This window comes from Thermotoga maritima MSB8, assembly GCF_000008545.1.
Taxonomy (GTDB): Bacteria; Thermotogota; Thermotogae; order Thermotogales; family Thermotogaceae; genus Thermotoga; species Thermotoga maritima.
The window spans coordinates 1247755-1266730 of sequence record NC_000853.1 but is presented as its reverse complement, the minus strand read 5'-3'; the positions used below and the strand labels follow the sequence as shown (position 1 = coordinate 1266730).

Genomic DNA, 18976 nt, shown 5'->3' with positions numbered 1-18976 from the left:
GGTGAAGGGATGAAAGAATACCGGATAAGACCCAGGGAAGCGAATCTTTCTTTTCTGGAAGATCTGGATGAGGAACAGAGAAGAGCAGTCGTTGAATCAGAGGGAAGATGCATCGTAATAGCAGGCCCGGGGTCTGGGAAAACCCGGGTTATCACGTACAAGATCGCCTATCTTCTGGCGAACGGTGTGGATCCTTCCAGGATTCTTCTGGTCACGTTCACCAGAGCAGCGGCGCGGGAAATGGTGGAGAGGGCAAAGGCGGTGACCGGAAGAGAGCTTTCTGAGATGCTCGCCGGAACGTTCCATCATGTGTGCAACCACTTCTTGAGAAAGTACGCACCTTACGTGGGTTTGGAACGAAATTACTCTATCCTAGACAGAGAAGACGCGGAGAGCCTCATGAGGCATGCAAGAAGCAAGTACCTCGAAAGAAAGAGTAAAGAAGAGAGAAAAAACTTTCCCCAGCCCTCTGTTTTGATGGCTATATATTCTTACATGAAAAATACTCTCAAATCTTTGAGGGAAAGTATCGTAGTGAAGAATCCAAAGTTTCTGGACTTGAAGGAAGAAATCTCGGAGATCTTCGATCTCTACGAGCAGGAAAAACGCTCTCAGAACGTGGTGGACTACGAAGACCTTCTCTTCTACGCTTACAGACTCTTCGAAGAGAACAAAGAAATAAGAGATCGAGAGGCGGAAAGATTCCTTTGGATACTCGTGGATGAGTTCCAAGACACCAACTACGTTCAGTACAAGATAGTGGAACACCTCTCGTCGAAACACGGCAACATCCTGGCGGTTGGAGACGACGCCCAGAGTATTTACTCCTTTCGAGGGGCAAGATACGAAAACGTCGAGGATTTCATAAGAGTTCCCGGAACGAAGATCTTCAAGATCCAGACGAACTACAGAAGCACGGAAAGTATTGTGAAATTCATAAACGCCATGCTCCCGAGAAAATCCGTTCCAAAAGAACTGAAGCCGGTAAAGAAAGATGGCATGAAACCCGTTGTTGTCAAGACCTGGGATAGATATGAAGAAGCGAGGTTCGTGTCTCAGAGGATTCTCGAGTTAATAGAAGAAGGGTTCAAACCAGAAGAAATCGCCGTTCTCTACAGATCACATTCGCACTCTCTGGAACTTCAGATGGAACTCGTTCGAAGTAGAATAGATTTCCGTGTGCTGTCTGGTCCCAGATTCACCGAGAGCGCCCACGTGAAGGACGTTCTTTCTTTTCTCAGAATCGTTCAAAATCCGAGAGACAAATCCGCCTGGTTGAGGGCTGCAAAACTCTTCTACGGGATCGGTGACAGAACGGCTTCGAAGATAGCGGATCTCGCCAGCGCTTACGTGGAAGAAGGTCTGGATCCCTTCCAGGAACTGAAGAAAGTGAGTTTCAGTGGTGAGTACAGCAGGTTTATCGATATTCTCGATCAGATCAGAAAGCTCGATTCTCCTGGGGAAATGATAGAGCGCGTCCTGTCTTCTTTTTATTCCGAATATCTGGAAGCGAGGTATCCTGATTTCCGTGAAAGGGAGATGGATCTGGAAAGGCTCGTTGAAATAGCGTCTCGCTACACAAGTCTCGAATCCTTCCTGACGGATCTTGCTGTGACGGAAAACGTTGAAATAGAAAGAGAAATCTCTCAAAAAGAGGGAAAGGTCACTCTCACCACCGTTCATCAGGCAAAAGGGCTCGAGTGGAGAGTCGTTTTTGTCATCTCTGTGAATCCCGGAGACTTTCCGAATTATTTCGCGATATCCGAAGGGAATCTCGATGAGGAAGAGAGGATCTTCTACGTTGCCATAACAAGAGCAAAGGAACAGCTGTATATTTCCTACCAGGTCACCGGAACCTCCTACCCATACCGCGGAAACAGGTTCATCATGAGAAGCGGAGAGAATTTCATTGACAGAATACCGCTTGAACTCGTCGAGTTTTGGGAAGTGAAATGAGACTTTAGCTCAGAAGCCAAACGTTCTCCACGAACACCCTCTTCAGACCCTTTTCGAGTGCCTTCTGTTTCACTCTCTCCATGTGATGTTTTCTGGTGGTTGGAAGATCGCTCATCAGGTGCTGAGGAGCGAACGCAAGGAGAACAAGGGGAATTTCTGGATCCACCGATGAAATGAACCCTGCGATTCCTTCTATTTCCTTTTCGTCGATGTAGTGAGGTATTACAAGAACACTGATAACAAGAAGTGGTATTTCTCTTCCCTTACCCATGGAGGAAACCAGCTGCACGTTCTCCATGATTCTTCTAACGGCACTCTTCCCGTCAACTCCGGTCAGCGCTTCATAAACCTCCGGTGAAAAGGCCTTCCAGTCTATCTTGACTATGCCACCACTTTCAAGACTGACTCTGGCCATCCTCTCCATGATCCTGGGATGAGCAAGACCATTCGTTTCCCAGCAGATCCTTCGGCGATTTCCCAGCTTCACGGCAAACTCCAGTGCGAACACAGTCCAGGGAGTGGGATCTCCCCCGAAAAAGCACACACAGGAGACGCGTGGTTTCATAGCTATCTCAACGAGTTCGTCGATGTCCACGATCTTTCCTTCGGATATCCTTCCGTCTTTCACCATGTACTTGTGATCTATGTTCTGACAGAAGAGGCAGTCGAGGTTGCATCCTGCGAAGAAGACTGCGAAATTGTAAAAGCCCCTGTGTTCTCTTTCCGGACAGATAGGTAGTGCGACGCAGTTCGTTGGATGGGGATCGTAGTACCAGTGAAGGAAGGCCTTCCTGTGAGAGCCTGTTATATAGGAGAGCCTGCCTCCTTCGTTTCTGAGAACGCCGCAAAATCCTGTTTTCCCTTCCGGTATCACGCACGAATTGACGCAGAGGAAACACACCTTTCCTTCTTCACGAGCCCACCTTTCAACGGGAAGACCGATCTCTTCCCTCCATTTTCTGTGGGCCTTCCTTGCAAAATCCAGATTCCCCTTTCTCAGGCACTCCAGGCAGACACCTATCGAATCGCTGATCTCATCAAGTGAAAGACCACAAATCCTGCAGACTCCCATCTTGAAAAACCCTCCATAGAGTGTTCAAAAGGACGAATATCCCTTTTATGTTAACACCTCTTGACAAAGGGAGCAATTTTTTATTATGATATGGATGTAGAAAATTTTCTATCACATATCCAATTTTGAAAAATCTTTTCAAGGGGGTGTTCAAGGTGAGAAAGTGGTTGTTTTTCATGGTTCTTCTGATCGTTGCGGGTCTCATGTTCGGAAAGGTGAACTTCGCGTCCACACAGATGACACCCGCTGCTGAAAGGGAGTTCATGCTCAACAAACTCGCGGAATTTTCGAAGAAGAGCGGTATCGATGTGGAGTTCCTCAACTTCGAGTATCCACAGCTCTACAGCAGGCTCCAGGCGGAGATCAGAGCCGGTAAAAATACGCTGAACCTGATTGCAGACCTCCAGGGAAACCTCTACATAATGGCCTCTGAAGGATTCCTCAGTGATCTCAAGGATCTCAAATTCGAAGGAAAAACCTTCATCGAGACGCTTGAGAAGTTCGCTTATGTGAAAGGTGAAAAGGTGTTCATTCCCTGGCTCCAGGCAACTTACGTGATGGCCGTTAACAAAAAGGCGTTTGACTACCTGCCGCGCGGTCTTTCGAAAGAAGACGTCATCAGGGGGACGGAGAAGTGGACTTACGACGCTCTGCTCGAGTGGGCAAAGAACATCTATGAGAAGACGAAACAACCCCTTCTTGGCTTCCCGATCGGACCGAAGGGACTCTGGCACAGGTTCCTCCACGGCTACATCTATCCATCCTTCACGGGAGCGCAGGCTCTGAAGTTCGACAGTGTGAGGGCCGTTGAAATGTGGAACTATCTGAAGGAGCTCTTCAAATACGTACATCCGGCAAGCTCCACCTGGGACGGGATGGCCGATCCTCTCCTGAGAGAAGAAGTCTGGATCGCCTGGGATCACACTGCAAGACTCAAACCCGCGATCGTTGAAAAGCCTAACGATTTCGTTGTTGTACCGGTCCCAAGAGGGCCGATGGGTAGAGGGTACATCATAGTGCTCGTGGGCCTTGCCATACCGAAGGATGCGGACTTCGAAGAACCCGCGAAAGTGATAGACTTCCTCACTTCTCCAGAGATGCAGGTTGAAATCCTCAAGAACGTCGGTTTCTTCCCAGTGGTTCAGGAAGCCGTTGGTGCCGTGCCAGAAGGTGCCCTCAAAGTGCTCGCAGAAGGTGTGATAAATCAGTCCGCCACGAAGGATTCTATCGTTTCCTTCATACCGAGTCTTGGACCAAAGAGCGGAGAGTTCACCGAAACCTACAGAATGGCCTTCACGAGGATCGTCTTCCAGGGTGAAGACCCAGCGAAGGTAGTGAAGGAACTCGGTGAGCGAATCAGACAGCTGTTCAAAGAATCCGGAGCGGAACTTCCAGAACCCGACGCAAGTCTCTTCTGATACCCGGGGTGGGGATCCCCACCCCTTTTCCGGGGGTGCACCATGAGAGGGAAATGGATTTCTTTTCTTTTGATCCTTCCAGCTGTTCTTTATCTCGTTTTGTTGATGGGATATCCTCTCTTCGAAACGTTCAGACTCGCTTTTACAAGCGATGAAGGTTTTCTTGGAAATTTCAAGCGCCTTGTGGAGAATGGTGGTTTCTGGGGCGCCATGAAAAACACCATTCTTCTCACAGCAGTGATCGTTCCCCTTCAGCTCATATTCGCACTGGGACTCGCTCTTTTCGTCAATCAGAAGTTCAAAGGTTACACGACGGTACTTTACTTTATAGCGATCCCACTGGCTCTGAGTGATGTGACAGCAGCACTCATGAGTTACACTATATTTTCGCCGAACGGCTATCTCAACAAAATTCTCATGAATTTGCATCTGATAGAAAGACCCATTTATTTCTTTGGATACATGTTCAAAGCGAGGGAATTCTGGGTGATCGTTCTCACGGAGGTGTGGAGGGCTACTCCCCTTGTTTTCATCATCCTCCTGGCGGGTCTTCAGTCGATAAACAAAGAGTATCTCGAAGCTGCAGATCTCTTCGGTTTTTCAAGATGGAAGAAATTCACAAAGATCATACTCCCGCTCTTGAAACCATCGATCATGTCGGCGCTCCTTCTGAGGACTCTCTTCGCGTTTCAGATATTCGGTGTGGTGTGGCTTCTTGCGGGAAGAGACATTCCCGTTCTCGCTGGTGAGACCTACTACTGGTACACCTTCATGAACGACCCAAAGATGGCCAGTGCGTACGCTCTCGTGATCGCTCTTGTCACCATCGTGGTTAGCTGGTTTTACATCACCTTCCTCAGTGCAAAACATTTAGAGGGGGCTCGATGATGAAGAAGTTTTTCATAATTTTTCTTTCGGTGATCATTTCCCTGTGGTTTCTGACGCCGGTGTTCTTCATTGTTCTTGCGTCTCTAACACCGTCCTCGGATTACTACAATCCCAGCAGGATCTTTCCGAGTAGTCTCACACTGGAACATCTCTACAAGCTGTTCGTCACCCTCGGGGGTGGGAAAGCCACTCTGGTCAGTGTGCAGGTGGCGCTCATCTCGATAGGAATCTCTTTCCTGCTGGGGCTTCCAGCTGGATACGCCCTCACAAGGTACGTGTTTCCGGGAAAAAACATCATCAGACTTTCCATGCTTATGACAAGATCGATTCCGTTGATTGTGGTGGCGGTACCTCTTGTGGTTCTTTACATGAGGTTTAACCTCGCGGATACCACGCTTGGTGTGGCACTGGCTCACGCTTCCATGATACTTCCGTTCGTCGTTCTCATCACATCCAGTGTTTTCTCCGGAATCTCTGTCGAATACGAAGAAGCGGGGATGGTTTTCGGTCTCAGCAGATTCCAGGCGTTTATAAGGATCACGCTGCCTCTTGCTCTTCCTGGCCTCGCCGCATCTGCCATATTCGCCTTCATCATGTCCTGGAACGAAGTCTTCGCTTCTTCGATCCTCACACTCACGAACAGAACACTTCCAGCACACATTCTGAACACCGCCATGGCATCACCGGACTACTTCAAGTTCGCTGCGGGAACGATCATGGCCGTTCCTGCGATGGTCTTCATATTCTTCATAAGGAAATATCTTGTAAGCATGTGGGGTATCACCCTGAAATGAGAGGTGATCGATCTTGGCGCAGGTGAAAATAGACGGAGTGAAGAAATATTTCGGGAATGTGAGGGCTCTCGATGGAATCGACCTTGTCGTGAACGAAGGGGAGTTCCTCGTTCTTCTCGGTCCATCTGGTTGTGGAAAGACGACCCTTCTGAGGTGTATAGCGGGTCTCGAACAGGTGACCGGGGGAAAGATCTTTTTCAACGATCGCGACGTGACGAACCTTCCTCCAAAGGACAGGAACATTTCGATGGTCTTCCAGAGCTACGCGGTGTGGCCCCACATGAAGGTGTACGACAACATCGCGTATCCTCTGAAACTGAAAAAAGTCCCGAAAGAGGAGATAGAAAAGAGGGTAAAGTGGGCAGCGGATCTCCTTCACATCTCCGAACTCCTCGACAGGTACCCCGCACAGCTCTCCGGAGGTCAGAGACAGAGGGTTGCCGTTGCCCGAGCGATCGTTCACGAACCCGAAGTACTCCTGATGGACGAGCCTCTTTCCAATCTGGACGCACTTTTGAGGGTGAAGATGAGAAGCGAGCTGAAAAAGCTTCAGGAAAGAATTGGAGTCACCACCATCTATGTGACTCATGACCAGACAGAGGCCATGACGATGGGAGACAGAATCGCGGTGATGAACCAGGGAAAGCTTCAGCAGGTTGGAACGCCCTCTGAGATCTATCACCATCCGGTGAACATCTTCGTCGCTGGTTTTGTGGGATCACCGCAGATGAACTTCTTAGAGATGGAAGTGAGATCGGAAGGAAATAGCGTTGTCCTCCAAAACGGTGAGATAAAGATTCCCGCGAAGACCGATCCAGGTGCAAAAAAGGTGATCCTTGGTATTCGACCGGAGAACGTCTATCTGGAGGAAAAGCCGAACACTTTGAAGCTGGAAGGAGAGGTTTATTTCGCCGAGAAACTCATGTCGGATACGATTCTCCATCTCAACGTTGGAAGTGAGAAGATCGTCGCAAAAATTCCAGGGGATGTGGATTTCAGAAGCGGTGAGAAGATCACGTTTTTCCTGGACGTTGAAAAGATCCATCTCTTTCACCCTGAGACGGGAGAGAGAATCTCATGAAAGTGAAGGTGGTTGTTCACAACCACTGGGACAGAGAGTGGTTCACCTCTTCTGAAGTGACCTCTAAATGGCTGAAAGAAGTTTTTTTCAGAGTGAAAGAGCTTGTTCAGAAGAATCCAGAATTCGTGTACGTTCTGGATGGCCAAACAGCTGCGGTTGAAGATCTCCTCGTTTACCATCCGGACCTCGAAGAAGATCTCAGAGAGCTTGTGAGATCTGGAAGACTCCTTGTTGGTCCGTATTATATCCAGATAGACTGGAGAATTCCGGGTGAAGCTTCCATTTTGAAAAACTTCGAGATAGGAGAAAAAGACACGAATCGTTTTGGACGACGCATGAACGCCGGATGGCTTCTCGACAGTTTCGGTCACATATCACAGGAACCTCAACTGCACAGAATCTTTGGAATAGAAAAGGTCTTTCTGTGGAGGGGAATTTCCTTCGAAAACGACGGGATCTCCCAGGAGTTTTTCTGGAAAGGAAGCGATGGAACGGCTGTCCAGGGTGTTTTCCTCGTGGGAGGATACAGGAACCTCTACAATTTGAAGGAAACGCAGGATATCGCGGAGAAGAGACTGAAACACGAGGTGGAAAAACTCGCAAAATTCTCGAGATCTGGAGAAATTCTTCTTCTCGACGGATACGATATAGATCTCTCTCCCGAGGATCCCAAAGATTATCTGAACGTTGAGATTGTCTCACCAGAAGAGTTTCCCGAGAGATTCCCTGAAAATGCCCCCACCCTCTCTGGAGAGCTCCTTTCTGGAAGGTACGCCTGCGTCTTTCCAGGGACACTCTCCACAAGAGCTTATCTGAAGCTTGAAAGTGATCTTGTAGAGAAGCTTTTGAAAATGAACGATCTTCTCTCTGTTTTGAACGGAGAGGAGTTAAGTGATCTTTTCTGGAGGGATTACCTGAAAACTCTCGCGCACGACAACAGCTGCGGTGTTTGTGCTGACCCCGTCCACGAAAAAATGGAGAGAACGTACAGAAACGTGTATTTCCTTGTGAAATCTTCTGTTGAATCCAGGCTGAGGCACCTTGTAGAGCGTTTAGGTCTTGAGAAGGGAACCTACGCACTCTCTCTATCGCCCTTTTCCTACAACCATCACTTCTGCGATGGCGAGAGGACATTCCTGTTGAAAACAAACGGTGCAGGGCTGTTCAAAACAGAAGTTGCCGACGAGAAGAAAGAAGTGAAGGAACTCACCTGGGAAAACGAATACTACAGAGCCTATTTTGAAGGAGACGGCACACTTGTTCTGAATAACAGGAAAGCGGGTGTTTTGAAACTGTTCAAAGAAGATGGTGACGCTTACACCACCTCTGTTGAAGAAACTGATTTTTCGATTTCTCTGGAGAAGATGAGAACAGTTTTGCAGACGAAACACTCGATGGTGGTGGAACTGGAAAGAACGATACGTTCCTCGCAATGCCTGATCGAGACGAAAGAACGCGTGATCTTCGATGAAACCCCGCTCGTGAAGTGGCGTATCGCGTTGAAGATAAAGGGGAAAAACTACAAGCTTTCAATGGTTTATGAAACGGGAAGTGGCGAAATCTTCGCGAAGATGCCTTTTGACGTGGTGAAAAGGAAAGAAAAAGACTCCTACCTTCTTCCTGAAACACCTCCTGAGGAACTGAAGGGGATTTTGCTTGCAGCAAGAGAAACAGGTGAAGTGAGGGAATTTCCGTTTCAGGGGTTTGTGTCCGTCTGGAGTGAAGAAAGTTCAAAGACTATTCTCGCAAGAGGTCTTAGAGAGTACTGGATGGAAGAAGGAAAAGTACACGTCACTTTGAGCAGGTCCGTTGAGTGGATAGCAAAAGAGGTTAAAAACAGAGTTGGTGACGCGGGACCCATGATGTATGTTCCGGGGGCAAAGTGTGAAGGAGTTTTCACAGTGGATCTTGCGTTCATGGAACTGCCGGTTCATCCACGTAGCGAAGAGTTCTTCAGATGGTACCTTCTCTTCGATAATCCTCCTCTTCTTTTAGATGTTGAAGCTGACGGCACCGAAAAGGAGAAAACTTTCTTCTTCTCTTCTCTCCCCTGGGCCGGTGTGAAGGATCGGTATCACCTCTGGGTGTACAATCCGTACCTCGAAGAAATAGAAGGTCTGAGACCGCTTCAGATAGGTGAGAAATCGATAGAGTCTCTCTCAGAGAAACAATGCTTTGTTTCGAGACTGAACATTTTGAATTTCCCGGAGTTTCCCGTTGTTTCCGTGGAAAAGAACCCGGAAGGTGAAGTGATCGAATTTTTGAAAGAAACGCTCTCCAGCCTCGAAGATGAAATTACCAATCTTGAGGGAAAGGACGATCCTCGATCGAAGCATCGGCTCTTCTCTCTTCTGAGAACGAAAAAGGAAATAGAACTTTCCCTTCAGTATCTGATAGATGTCGAGAAAACAGCGAGAGAGCTGAACGAGCTTCGAATGAAGAGAAGAACCTACGACTACGTGGTGGAACTCTTTGAAAGCGAGGAGAGAGAATGAAAATAGCGCTCATTCACTACCGGGGAGGTCTCATGGATGGTGTCTCACTCGAGATGGAAAAGTGGAAGAAGGTTCTCACAAAGATGGGCCACGAAGTCCACATCGTTGCCGAAAACAAGAAAGAGGGAGTCGATCTCACTCTAAAGGAGATCGGTTTTGAAAATCCAGATTTTGAAAGGGTGAACAGGAACTTCTTCGGAGGAATAAAAGATTTCCTCAGTGAAAAAGAGTTTCTCGATTTCTTGAAAGAAAAAGAGGAAGAGCTCTTCCACATCCTGAACGAAGCCTTGAAAGATTACGATCTCATCGTTCCCAACAACATCTGGTCCCTTGGACTCTTTCCGTCCCTGGGCCTTGCCCTTTCGAGATTGGAAAAGAACTTCGTCGCGCATCACCACGATTTTTGGTGGGAGAGGAAACATCTGATTCCGGAAAACAGAAGATTCAGGGAGATCCTTGATAAACACTTCCCTCCAGATCTTCCAAACGTGAAACACGTTGTCATAAACACGATCGCTCAAAGGGAGCTTAAAAGACGCAGAAACATCGATTCTGTCGTGGTGCCAAACGTCATGGATTTCAGCTCTCCCATCACTTCTGAAGAGATGTACCACAGGGTGAGAGAAGAACTTCAGATAGCGCCTGGCACGATTGTGGCCCTCCAGGCAACCAGAATCGATAGAAGAAAAACGATCGAACTTTCGATAGATGTGGTGTCACTTCTGAAGGAAACACTGACATCGAAAAAAGAAGCTGATCTCTACAACGGAGAGAGATACAGCGGAGAAGTGATCCTTCTCTTTTCCGGTATCTGCGAAGACGAAGAGTATCTGAAAGAACTCAAAGAATACGCTTCTTCAAAAGGAGTATCGCTTCTTGTCCTGAGCGAGGAAGTGAGAAAAAACACCTCTTTGTTCTGGAAGCTCTACAACGCCGCCGATTTTGTCACGTATCCATCGATACTCGAGGGATGGGGGAATCAGCTTCTGGAAGCGATCGCAGCCAAAAAGCCCGTGGTGCTTTTCGAGTACGAAGTCTTCAAATCAGATATAAAACCAGCCGGCCTGAAATACGTCAGTCTTGGAGATCGATGCTTCAGAGAGAACGGCCTTGTAAAGGTGGACGAGAGGATTTTGAAAAAGGCCGTCGAGGAAATTTCTCGTCTCCTCTTCGATCCGTCTCTTTACAGGGAGACTGTCGAACACAACTTCGAAGTGGGAAAGAGGCACTTCAGTTTAGAGAGACTAGAAGACATACTGAGCAGGGAGGTATTACCATGAAAGTGGTTGTGGGGATACCGAGTTACAACAACGCCGAAACGATTTCTCACGTTGCGAGAACAGCGGCGCAGGGAATTGTAGATTTCTTCGATGGTGATGGTATGATCGTGAACTCCGATGGAGGATCGGCAGATGGGACAAGAGAGCGCTTCATGGAGACCGATACTTTCGGTCTTCCCAAAGAGAGCTTCGTTTATGAAGGCCTTCCCGGAAAGGGAAGCGCGATGAGAGCGATCATGGAGTTTGCCCTGAAGCAGGATGCGGAGGCGGTCGTCTTTCTCGACGCGGATCTTCGGAGTGTCAAACCCTGGTGGGTGGAAAGACTCGCAGGACCTGTTTTGAAAGGGGAGGCAGATTACGTCACTCCCTTCTACCTGAGGCACAGGTTCGACGGCACGATCACGAACAACGTGTGTTTTCCTATGACGGCTGTTCTCTACGGTAAAAAGGTGCGCCAGCCCATTGGTGGGGATTTCGGTGTGGGAAGAAAGCTCCTCGAGATTTACCTGGGAAAGCCAAAAGAGATCTGGAACACGGACGTTGCAAGATTCGGGATCGACATATGGATGACCACAACCGCCATAAACGAATCTGGAAGGGTTGTTCAGGCAGCTCTTGGAACCAAGGTGCACGACGTGAAGGACCCGGGAAAACACCTTAAAGGAATGTTCCTTCAGGTCGTGGGAACGCTTTTTGAACTTGTGATCACCTACGAAAACGTCTGGAAAGAAATATGGAAAATAGAAGACGTTCCCATCTATGGTGAAACTCCTCAAGAGGAAGTTCCTTCTATGAGTATAGACATTGGAAACCTCAAAAAACTCGCAAGAGAAACCCTTGAAGAAGTGGAATACATAGATCGCGGTATCCTGTCGGAAGTGAAAGAGAGCGGTACACTGAGCCTCTCTTCCTGGGTCGACACCCTCTACAGGAGCGCTGTTCAGTACAGGAAAACAAGGGACAAAAAAGTGGTGGAAAATCTTCTGCCGTTCTACTTCGCGAGAACCGCACGCTTTGCGGAAGAGGTAAAATCTCTATCGGATGAAGAGGCAGAAAGGTACGTGTACGAACAGCTCGATGTGTTTCTGGAGAAGAAACACTCGCTCAGGGAGGAATGGAAAGTTGAAGATAAGAGATAAAATTCTGAACGTCTACACACAGTTCAGTCCTGCAGAGCGCAAAGTCGCGGATTACGTGCTCGAAAGGCCGGACGATGTCATCCACTACTCGATCACAGAGTTCGCAAAGATCGTGGGTGTGAGCGAAACCACGATTCACAGGATGATCAAAAAGCTCGATTTCGAAGGTTACCAGGCCTTCAAGATCGCACTTGCAAGAGAACTCAGCGGGCTCGAAGAAACCATAGAAAGAAGAGATTTCATAGACGAGGAGATAGACATCCTCAGAAGGCTCAAGGACACCCTCGATATGAAGAACGTGGAAAAGGCGGTGGAGTGGATACTCTCCGCCCACCGCATTCTTTTCTTCGGTGTGGGACTCTCGGGAGTGGTTTCTGAGTACGCGAGCCTGAAGTTCTCTCTTCTTGGCTTCCACACGTTCTTTTCCAACGACCCGCACGTTCAGGTGATAGAGGCCGTGAATCTGACCGGTGAAGACCTGGTGATCTCGATCAGTCACACGGGAAACATCAGAGACACGGTGAAATCCACCCAGGTGGCAAAAGACATGGGAGCGAAGACGATCGCAATCACAACGAACAGACAGTCAGAACTCGCCAAGGTGGTTCATCTGGTGCTTCAAAGCCCGCCCGTGAAGTACGACACCTACGAATTCCTCAGGGAGAACATCGGAGAGATCGCCGTTGTGGATGTGCTCTTCAAGGAAACGTTCCAAAGAATATACCGGGAGAGGAAGAAACACTTCGAAAACCTGGAAGGAGTGTTCAAACCGAAGAGATTTTGAGATTTTAGATTCTAATCGGAAATAATTGCTCACTTTCACAAATAAAACTCGAAAATCACGAAAAATAGGACTTGACTTTGCAGAAGTCCGAATGGTACATTTTTTCTCGATGACCCTGATAAATAAGTAAAGTTTACTAATTAACGGGAGGTATCGGTATGCGTAGATTTATGTTCATTTTATTGATCGTTGAGCTCTCTTTCGTTCTCTTTGCAAGTGACGAGTTCGTGAAAGTGGAAAACGGAAAATTCGCTCTGAACGGAAAAGAATTCAGATTCATTGGAAGCAACAACTACTACATGCACTACAAGAGCAACAGAATGATAGACAGTGTTCTGGAGAGTGCCAGAGACATGGGTATAAAGGTCCTCAGAATCTGGGGTTTCCTCGACGGGGAGAGTTACTGCAGAGACAAGAACACCTACATGCATCCTGAGCCCGGTGTTTTCGGGGTGCCAGAAGGAATATCGAACGCCCAGAGCGGTTTCGAAAGACTCGACTACACAGTTGCGAAAGCGAAAGAACTCGGTATAAAACTTGTCATTGTTCTTGTGAACAACTGGGACGACTTCGGTGGAATGAACCAGTACGTGAGGTGGTTTGGAGGAACCCATCACGACGATTTCTACAGAGATGAGAAGATCAAAGAAGAGTACAAAAAGTACGTCTCCTTTCTCGTAAACCATGTCAATACCTACACGGGAGTTCCTTACAGGGAAGAGCCCACCATCATGGCCTGGGAGCTTGCAAACGAACCGCGCTGTGAGACGGACAAATCGGGGAACACGCTCGTTGAGTGGGTGAAGGAGATGAGCTCCTACATAAAGAGTCTGGATCCCAACCACCTCGTGGCTGTGGGGGACGAAGGATTCTTCAGCAACTACGAAGGATTCAAACCTTACGGTGGAGAAGCCGAGTGGGCCTACAACGGCTGGTCCGGTGTTGACTGGAAGAAGCTCCTTTCGATAGAGACGGTGGACTTCGGCACGTTCCACCTCTATCCGTCCCACTGGGGTGTCAGTCCAGAGAACTATGCCCAGTGGGGAGCGAAGTGGATAGAAGACCACATAAAGATCGCAAAAGAGATCGGAAAACCCGTTGTTCTGGAAGAATATGGAATTCCAAAGAGTGCGCCAGTTAACAGAACGGCCATCTACAGACTCTGGAACGATCTGGTCTACGATCTCGGTGGAGATGGAGCGATGTTCTGGATGCTCGCGGGAATCGGGGAAGGTTCGGACAGAGACGAGAGAGGGTACTATCCGGACTACGACGGTTTCAGAATAGTGAACGACGACAGTCCAGAAGCGGAACTGATAAGAGAATACGCGAAGCTGTTCAACACAGGTGAAGACATAAGAGAAGACACCTGCTCTTTCATCCTTCCAAAAGACGGCATGGAGATCAAAAAGACCGTGGAAGTGAGGGCTGGTGTTTTCGACTACAGCAACACGTTTGAAAAGTTGTCTGTCAAAGTCGAAGATCTGGTTTTTGAAAATGAGATAGAGCATCTCGGATACGGAATTTACGGCTTTGATCTCGACACAACCCGGATCCCGGATGGAGAACATGAAATGTTCCTTGAAGGCCACTTTCAGGGAAAAACGGTGAAAGACTCTATCAAAGCGAAAGTGGTGAACGAAGCACGGTACGTGCTCGCAGAGGAAGTTGATTTTTCCTCTCCAGAAGAGGTGAAAAACTGGTGGAACAGCGGAACCTGGCAGGCAGAGTTCGGGTCACCTGACATTGAATGGAACGGTGAGGTGGGAAATGGAGCACTGCAGCTGAACGTGAAACTGCCCGGAAAGAGCGACTGGGAAGAAGTGAGAGTAGCAAGGAAGTTCGAAAGACTCTCAGAATGTGAGATCCTCGAGTACGACATCTACATTCCAAACGTCGAGGGACTCAAGGGAAGGTTGAGGCCGTACGCGGTTCTGAACCCCGGCTGGGTGAAGATAGGCCTCGACATGAACAACGCGAACGTGGAAAGTGCGGAGATCATCACTTTCGGCGGAAAAGAGTACAGAAGATTCCATGTAAGAATTGAGTTCGACAGAACAGCGGGGGTGAAAGAACTTCACATAGGAGTTGTCGGTGATCATCTGAGGTACGATGGACCGATTTTCATCGATAATGTGAGACTTTATAAAAGAACAGGAGGTATGTGAATATGAAAAGATTTTTACTGGTATTCGTGGTTGTTTTTCTTTTCTCAAGTCTGTTCTCCCAAGTTTTAGAACGAAACGAAACTATGTACTATGGAGGTTCTCTGTGGTCTCCTCCTTCTAATTGGAATCCGTTCACTCCGTGGAATGCGGTACCAGGAACAACTGGACTTGTCTATGAAACAATGTTCTTTTACGATCCACTCACTGGAAATTTTGATCCATGGCTTGCAGAAAAAGGTGAATGGTTAGACAGTAAGACTTACAGGGTTGTATTGAGAGAGGGTATATACTGGCATGATAATGTTCCATTGACATCAGAAGACGTTCGATTTACTTTCGAAATAGCTAAGAAGTACAAGGGAATACATTACAGTAGTGTTTGGGAATGGCTTGATCATATTGAAACACCCGACAACAGAACCGTCATTTTTGTGTTCAAAGATCCTCGATATCATGAATGGAATGAACTCCTCTATACACTTCCAATTGTTCCAAAACATATTTGGGAAGAAAAAGATGAAACCACTATACTTCAATCATCAAATGAGTATCCATTGGGATCAGGCCCATATGTTGCTCACTCGTGGGACCAGAATAAAATGATTTTCGAGCGTTTTGAGAATTGGTGGGGAACAAAAGTTATGGGTGTGAAACCTGCTCCGAAATACGTTGTTATAGTGAGAGTCCTCAGTAACAACGTGGCGCTCGGCATGTTGATGAAAGGAGAACTGGACTTCAGTAATTTCATGCTCCCAGGTGTTCCCATTTTGAAAAAAGTTTATAATCTCAATACATGGTACGACGAACCACCGTATCACCTCTCATCAACGGTTGTTGGTCTTTTCCTCAATGCACGAAAATATCCTCTTAGCCTTCCCGAGTTCAGAAGAGCAATTGCTATGTCGATAAATGCAGATCCAATAGTTCAAAGAGTCTATGAAGGAGCCGTCTTAAAAGCAGATCCCCTTGGTTTTCTTCCGAATTCTGTTTGGATGAAGTACTATCCAAAAGAAGTTGTAGAAAAGCATGGTTTCAAATACGATCCTGAAGAGGCGAAAAGTATTCTTGATAAGCTTGGATTCAGGGATGTAAATGGAGATGGTTTCAGAGAAACCCCAGATGGAAAACCCATTAAGCTCACCATCGAGTGTCCGTATGGATGGACCGACTGGATGCAGGCAATTCAGGTGATAGTAGATCAACTCAAGGTGGTTGGAATAAACGCTGAACCATACTTCCCGGATTCTTCCAAATACTATGAAAACATGTACAAAGGAGAATTCGATATAGAAATGAATGCCAATGGAACAGGTATAAGCAGCACTCCCTGGACATATTTCAATACTATTTTCTATCCTGATGCTTTAGAATCTGAATTCTCTTACACAGGAAATTATGGAAGATACCAGAATCCCGAGGTGGAAAGTTTACTTGAAGAACTCAACAGGACACCACTTGACAATGTTGAGAAAGTCACCGAACTCTGTGGAAAACTTGGAGAGATCCTTTTAAAAGATCTACCTTTCATCCCTCTCTGGTATGGAGCGATGGCGTTTATAACACAAGATAACGTGTGGACTAACTGGCCCAACGAACATAATCCATATGCCTGGCCATGTGGTTGGGCCAACTGGTGGCAAACTGGTGCCTTGAAAATTCTATTTAATCTCAAACCGGCAAAATAAATTTTCCCCCACCCTCTTGGGTGGGGCTCTAAATCTAAGGAGGGAAGCATGGATGAAAGTGTTTACGGAGAAAATTCCAAACATTCCCTGGGAAGAAAGGCCGGAAGGCTACACTGGTCCTGTGTGGAGATACAGCAAAAACCCGATAATTGGAAGAAACCCGGTTCCAAAGGGAGCAAGAGTCTTCAACTCCGCAGTTGTACCGTACAACGGAGAGTTTGTGGGGGTGTTCAGGATCGATCACAAGAACACAAGGCCCTTCCTTCACTTCGGAAGGAGTAAAGACGGAATAAACTGGGAAATAGAGCCAGAAGAGATACAGTGGGTGGATGTGAATGGAGAACCGTTCCAGCCGAGTTACGCTTACGATCCAAGGGTAGTGAAGATAGAGGATACTTACTACATAACCTTCTGTACAGACGACCACGGCCCCACGATTGGAGTGGGCATGACCAAGGATTTCAAAACGTTCGTTCGACTTCCGAACGCTTACGTTCCATTCAACAGAAACGGAGTTCTCTTCCCAAGGAAGATAAATGGGAAATATGTGATGCTCAACAGACCGAGCGACAACGGTCACACCCCGTTTGGAGACATATTTCTCAGTGAAAGCCCCGATATGATACACTGGGGTAACCACAGGTTCGTCTTGGGAAGAAGCAGTTACAACTGGTGGGAGAACCTCAAAATAGGAGCGGGACCGTATCCAATAGAAACCAGCGAAGGATGGCTGCTCATATACCACGGTGTGACACTCACCTGCAACGGCTACGTGTACAGTTTTGGAGCAGCTCTCCTCGATCTCGACGATCCCAGCAAGGTTCTCTACAGGTCGAGGTACTATCTTCTGACGCCGGAAGAAGAGTACGAAACGGTGGGCTTCGTTCCAAACGTTGTCTTTCCGTGTGCCGCGCTCTGCGACGCCGACACAGGAAGAGTTGCAATATACTACGGTGCGGCAGACACCCACGTGGCCCTTGCATTTGGATACATCGACGAGATCGTGGATTTTGTGAAAAGAAATTCTATGTGAAGGAAGTGAGAACTTGCCGAAATCGGTGAGAGCAGAAAACATATCGAGGATTCTGAAACGAATAATGAAATCACCCGTGTCGCGTGTAGAACTCGCGGAGGAACTCGGTCTCACCAAGACCACAGTTGGTGAGATCGCAAAGATATTCCTGGAGAAGGGGATCGTCGTTGAAGAGAAAGATTCTCCGAAGGGGGTGGGAAGACCCACAAAATCTTTGAAAATCTCACCGAATTGTGCTTATGTTCTCGGTATAGAGGTGACGAGGGACGAAATAGCTGCCTGTCTCATAGATGCCAGTATGAACATTCTCGCACACGAAGCACATCCTCTTCCATCTCAGAGCGATAGAGAGGAAACGTTGAATGTCATGTACAGAATTATAGACCGCGCAAAAGATATGATGGAAAAACTCGGCAGTAAACTTTCAGCGTTGACAGTGGCAGCTCCTGGACCGATAGATACTGAAAGAGGCATCATCATAGATCCGAGAAACTTTCCACTTTCACAGATTCCTCTGGCGAACCTTTTGAAAGAGAAGTACGGCATCGAGGTCTGGGTGGAGAACGACGCGGACATGGGAGCCGTGGGAGAAAAGTGGTATACAAAGCGGGATGACTCTTTCGCCTGGATCCTGACAGGAAAGGGAATAGGAGCTGGCATCATCATCGATGGAGAACTCTACCGGGGAGAAAACGGATACGCAGGAGAGATCGGATACACCAGGGTTTTCAATGGAAACGAGTACGTCTTCCTGGAAGATGTGTGCAACGAAAATGTTGTTCTGAAACACGTTCTTTCTATGGGATTCAGCTCTCTGGCTGAAGCAAGAGATTCTGGTGATGTTCGCGTGAAAGAGTACTTTGATGACATAGCGAGGTATTTCAGTATAGGTCTTTTGAATTTGATACATCTTTTTGGGATATCGAAGATCGTCATAGGAGGGTTTTTCAAAGAACTTGGTGAGAATTTTCTGAAAAAGATCAAAATCGAAGTGGAAACACACCTTCTTTACAAACACAGTGTGGACATGAGTTTTTCGAAAGTGCAGGAACCGGTGATCGCCTTTGGAGCAGCCGTACACGCACTGGAAAATTATCTCGAGAGAGTAACAACGAGTTAAAGAAAAGTTGTTGCAAATAATCAGAAATAAATCTTGATAATCCCGGGAGACTGGATTTGGAAT

14 protein-coding genes are annotated in these 18976 nt (G+C 47.4%); 13 read left to right on the top strand and 1 reads right to left on the bottom strand.

The genetic code is table 11. From position 1 onward, the window contains the following. Positions 1–9 precede the first annotated feature (9 nt). Entirely contained in the window at positions 10–1956 is a 1947-nt protein-coding gene (locus TM_RS06290; protein ID WP_004080037.1) for an ATP-dependent helicase, read from the top strand. Between the two features lie 4 nt (positions 1957–1960). Here the strand turns inward: TM_RS06290 and TM_RS06285 are convergent, their stop codons facing one another. Further along, positions 1961–3028, bottom strand: a complete 1068-nt coding sequence (locus TM_RS06285) for a radical SAM protein (protein ID WP_004080040.1) — start codon at positions 3026–3028, stop codon at positions 1961–1963. Between the two features lie 155 nt (positions 3029–3183). Here TM_RS06285 and TM_RS06280 point away from each other — a divergent pair, with 155 nt between their 5' ends. From TM_RS06280 to TM_RS06225, 12 genes are all read left to right on the top strand, one after another. Continuing rightward, entirely contained in the window at positions 3184–4446 is a 1263-nt protein-coding gene (locus TM_RS06280; RefSeq protein WP_004080042.1) for an ABC transporter substrate-binding protein, read from the top strand. A gap of 42 nt (positions 4447–4488) precedes the next feature. Further along, the gene (locus TM_RS06275; RefSeq protein ID WP_004080044.1) at positions 4489–5334 is read left to right on the top strand and encodes a carbohydrate ABC transporter permease; all 846 of its coding nucleotides are present in this window, start codon (positions 4489–4491) and stop codon (positions 5332–5334) included. Beyond that, positions 5331–6128 (top strand): carbohydrate ABC transporter permease, encoded by a 798-nt coding sequence (locus tag TM_RS06270; protein ID WP_010865285.1) that lies wholly within the window; start codon positions 5331–5333, stop codon positions 6126–6128. The genes TM_RS06275 and TM_RS06270 overlap by 4 nt, the downstream gene beginning before the upstream one ends. A 13-nt stretch (positions 6129–6141) precedes the next feature. Further along, entirely contained in the window at positions 6142–7209 is a 1068-nt protein-coding gene (locus TM_RS06265; RefSeq protein ID WP_004080048.1) for an ABC transporter ATP-binding protein, read from the top strand. Next, on the top strand, positions 7206–9704 hold the full coding sequence (locus TM_RS06260) for an alpha-mannosidase (protein WP_004080050.1): 2499 nt from the start codon (positions 7206–7208) through the stop codon (positions 9702–9704). The genes TM_RS06265 and TM_RS06260 overlap by 4 nt, the downstream gene beginning before the upstream one ends. Next, complete coding sequence (mggS, locus tag TM_RS06255; protein ID WP_004080052.1) at positions 9701–10984, top strand: mannosylglucosylglycerate synthase; 1284 nt, start codon at positions 9701–9703, stop codon at positions 10982–10984. Before TM_RS06260 ends, mggS begins: the two co-directional genes overlap by 4 nt. Continuing rightward, on the top strand, positions 10981–12123 hold the full coding sequence (locus tag TM_RS06250; RefSeq protein ID WP_004080054.1) for a glycosyltransferase: 1143 nt from the start codon (positions 10981–10983) through the stop codon (positions 12121–12123). Before mggS ends, TM_RS06250 begins: the two co-directional genes overlap by 4 nt. Continuing rightward, positions 12107–12907 (top strand): MurR/RpiR family transcriptional regulator, encoded by an 801-nt coding sequence (locus TM_RS06245; protein ID WP_004080056.1) that lies wholly within the window; start codon positions 12107–12109, stop codon positions 12905–12907. The genes TM_RS06250 and TM_RS06245 overlap by 17 nt, the downstream gene beginning before the upstream one ends. Before the next feature lie 158 nt (positions 12908–13065). Then, positions 13066–15075, top strand: a complete 2010-nt coding sequence (locus TM_RS06240) for a glycoside hydrolase 5 family protein (RefSeq protein ID WP_004080058.1) — start codon at positions 13066–13068, stop codon at positions 15073–15075. 2 nt (positions 15076–15077) lie between these two features. Continuing rightward, complete coding sequence (locus tag TM_RS06235; protein ID WP_004080060.1) at positions 15078–16760, top strand: ABC transporter substrate-binding protein; 1683 nt, start codon at positions 15078–15080, stop codon at positions 16758–16760. A 52-nt stretch (positions 16761–16812) separates the two neighbouring features. Beyond that, positions 16813–17793 carry a glycoside hydrolase family 130 protein gene (locus TM_RS06230; RefSeq protein ID WP_004080062.1) on the top strand — a complete coding sequence of 327 codons (981 nt, stop codon included), beginning with the start codon at positions 16813–16815 and terminating at the stop codon, positions 17791–17793. 13 nt (positions 17794–17806) lie between these two features. Further along, positions 17807–18913, top strand: a complete 1107-nt coding sequence (locus tag TM_RS06225; RefSeq protein ID WP_004080064.1) for an ROK family transcriptional regulator — start codon at positions 17807–17809, stop codon at positions 18911–18913. The last annotated feature ends 63 nt before the right edge of the window (positions 18914–18976 follow it).

Bases quoted from the DNA above. Each gene is read 5' to 3' on its own strand.
- mggS (WP_004080052.1), top strand. From the start codon at position 9,701: ATGAAAATAGCGCTCATTCACTACCGGGGAGGTCTCATGGATGGTGTC.
- TM_RS06230 (WP_004080062.1), top strand. From the start codon at position 16,813: ATGAAAGTGTTTACGGAGAAAATTCCAAACATTCCCTGGGAAGAAAGG.
- TM_RS06275 (WP_004080044.1), top strand. From the start codon at position 4,489: ATGAGAGGGAAATGGATTTCTTTTCTTTTGATCCTTCCAGCTGTTCTT.
- TM_RS06240 (WP_004080058.1), top strand. From the start codon at position 13,066: ATGCGTAGATTTATGTTCATTTTATTGATCGTTGAGCTCTCTTTCGTT.
- TM_RS06250 (WP_004080054.1), top strand. From the start codon at position 10,981: ATGAAAGTGGTTGTGGGGATACCGAGTTACAACAACGCCGAAACGATT.
- TM_RS06285 (WP_004080040.1), bottom strand. From the start codon at position 3,028: ATGGGAGTCTGCAGGATTTGTGGTCTTTCACTTGATGAGATCAGCGAT.
- TM_RS06290 (WP_004080037.1), top strand. From the start codon at position 10: ATGAAAGAATACCGGATAAGACCCAGGGAAGCGAATCTTTCTTTTCTG.
- TM_RS06270 (WP_010865285.1), top strand. From the start codon at position 5,331: ATGATGAAGAAGTTTTTCATAATTTTTCTTTCGGTGATCATTTCCCTG.
- TM_RS06235 (WP_004080060.1), top strand. From the start codon at position 15,078: ATGAAAAGATTTTTACTGGTATTCGTGGTTGTTTTTCTTTTCTCAAGT.
- TM_RS06260 (WP_004080050.1), top strand. From the start codon at position 7,206: ATGAAAGTGAAGGTGGTTGTTCACAACCACTGGGACAGAGAGTGGTTC.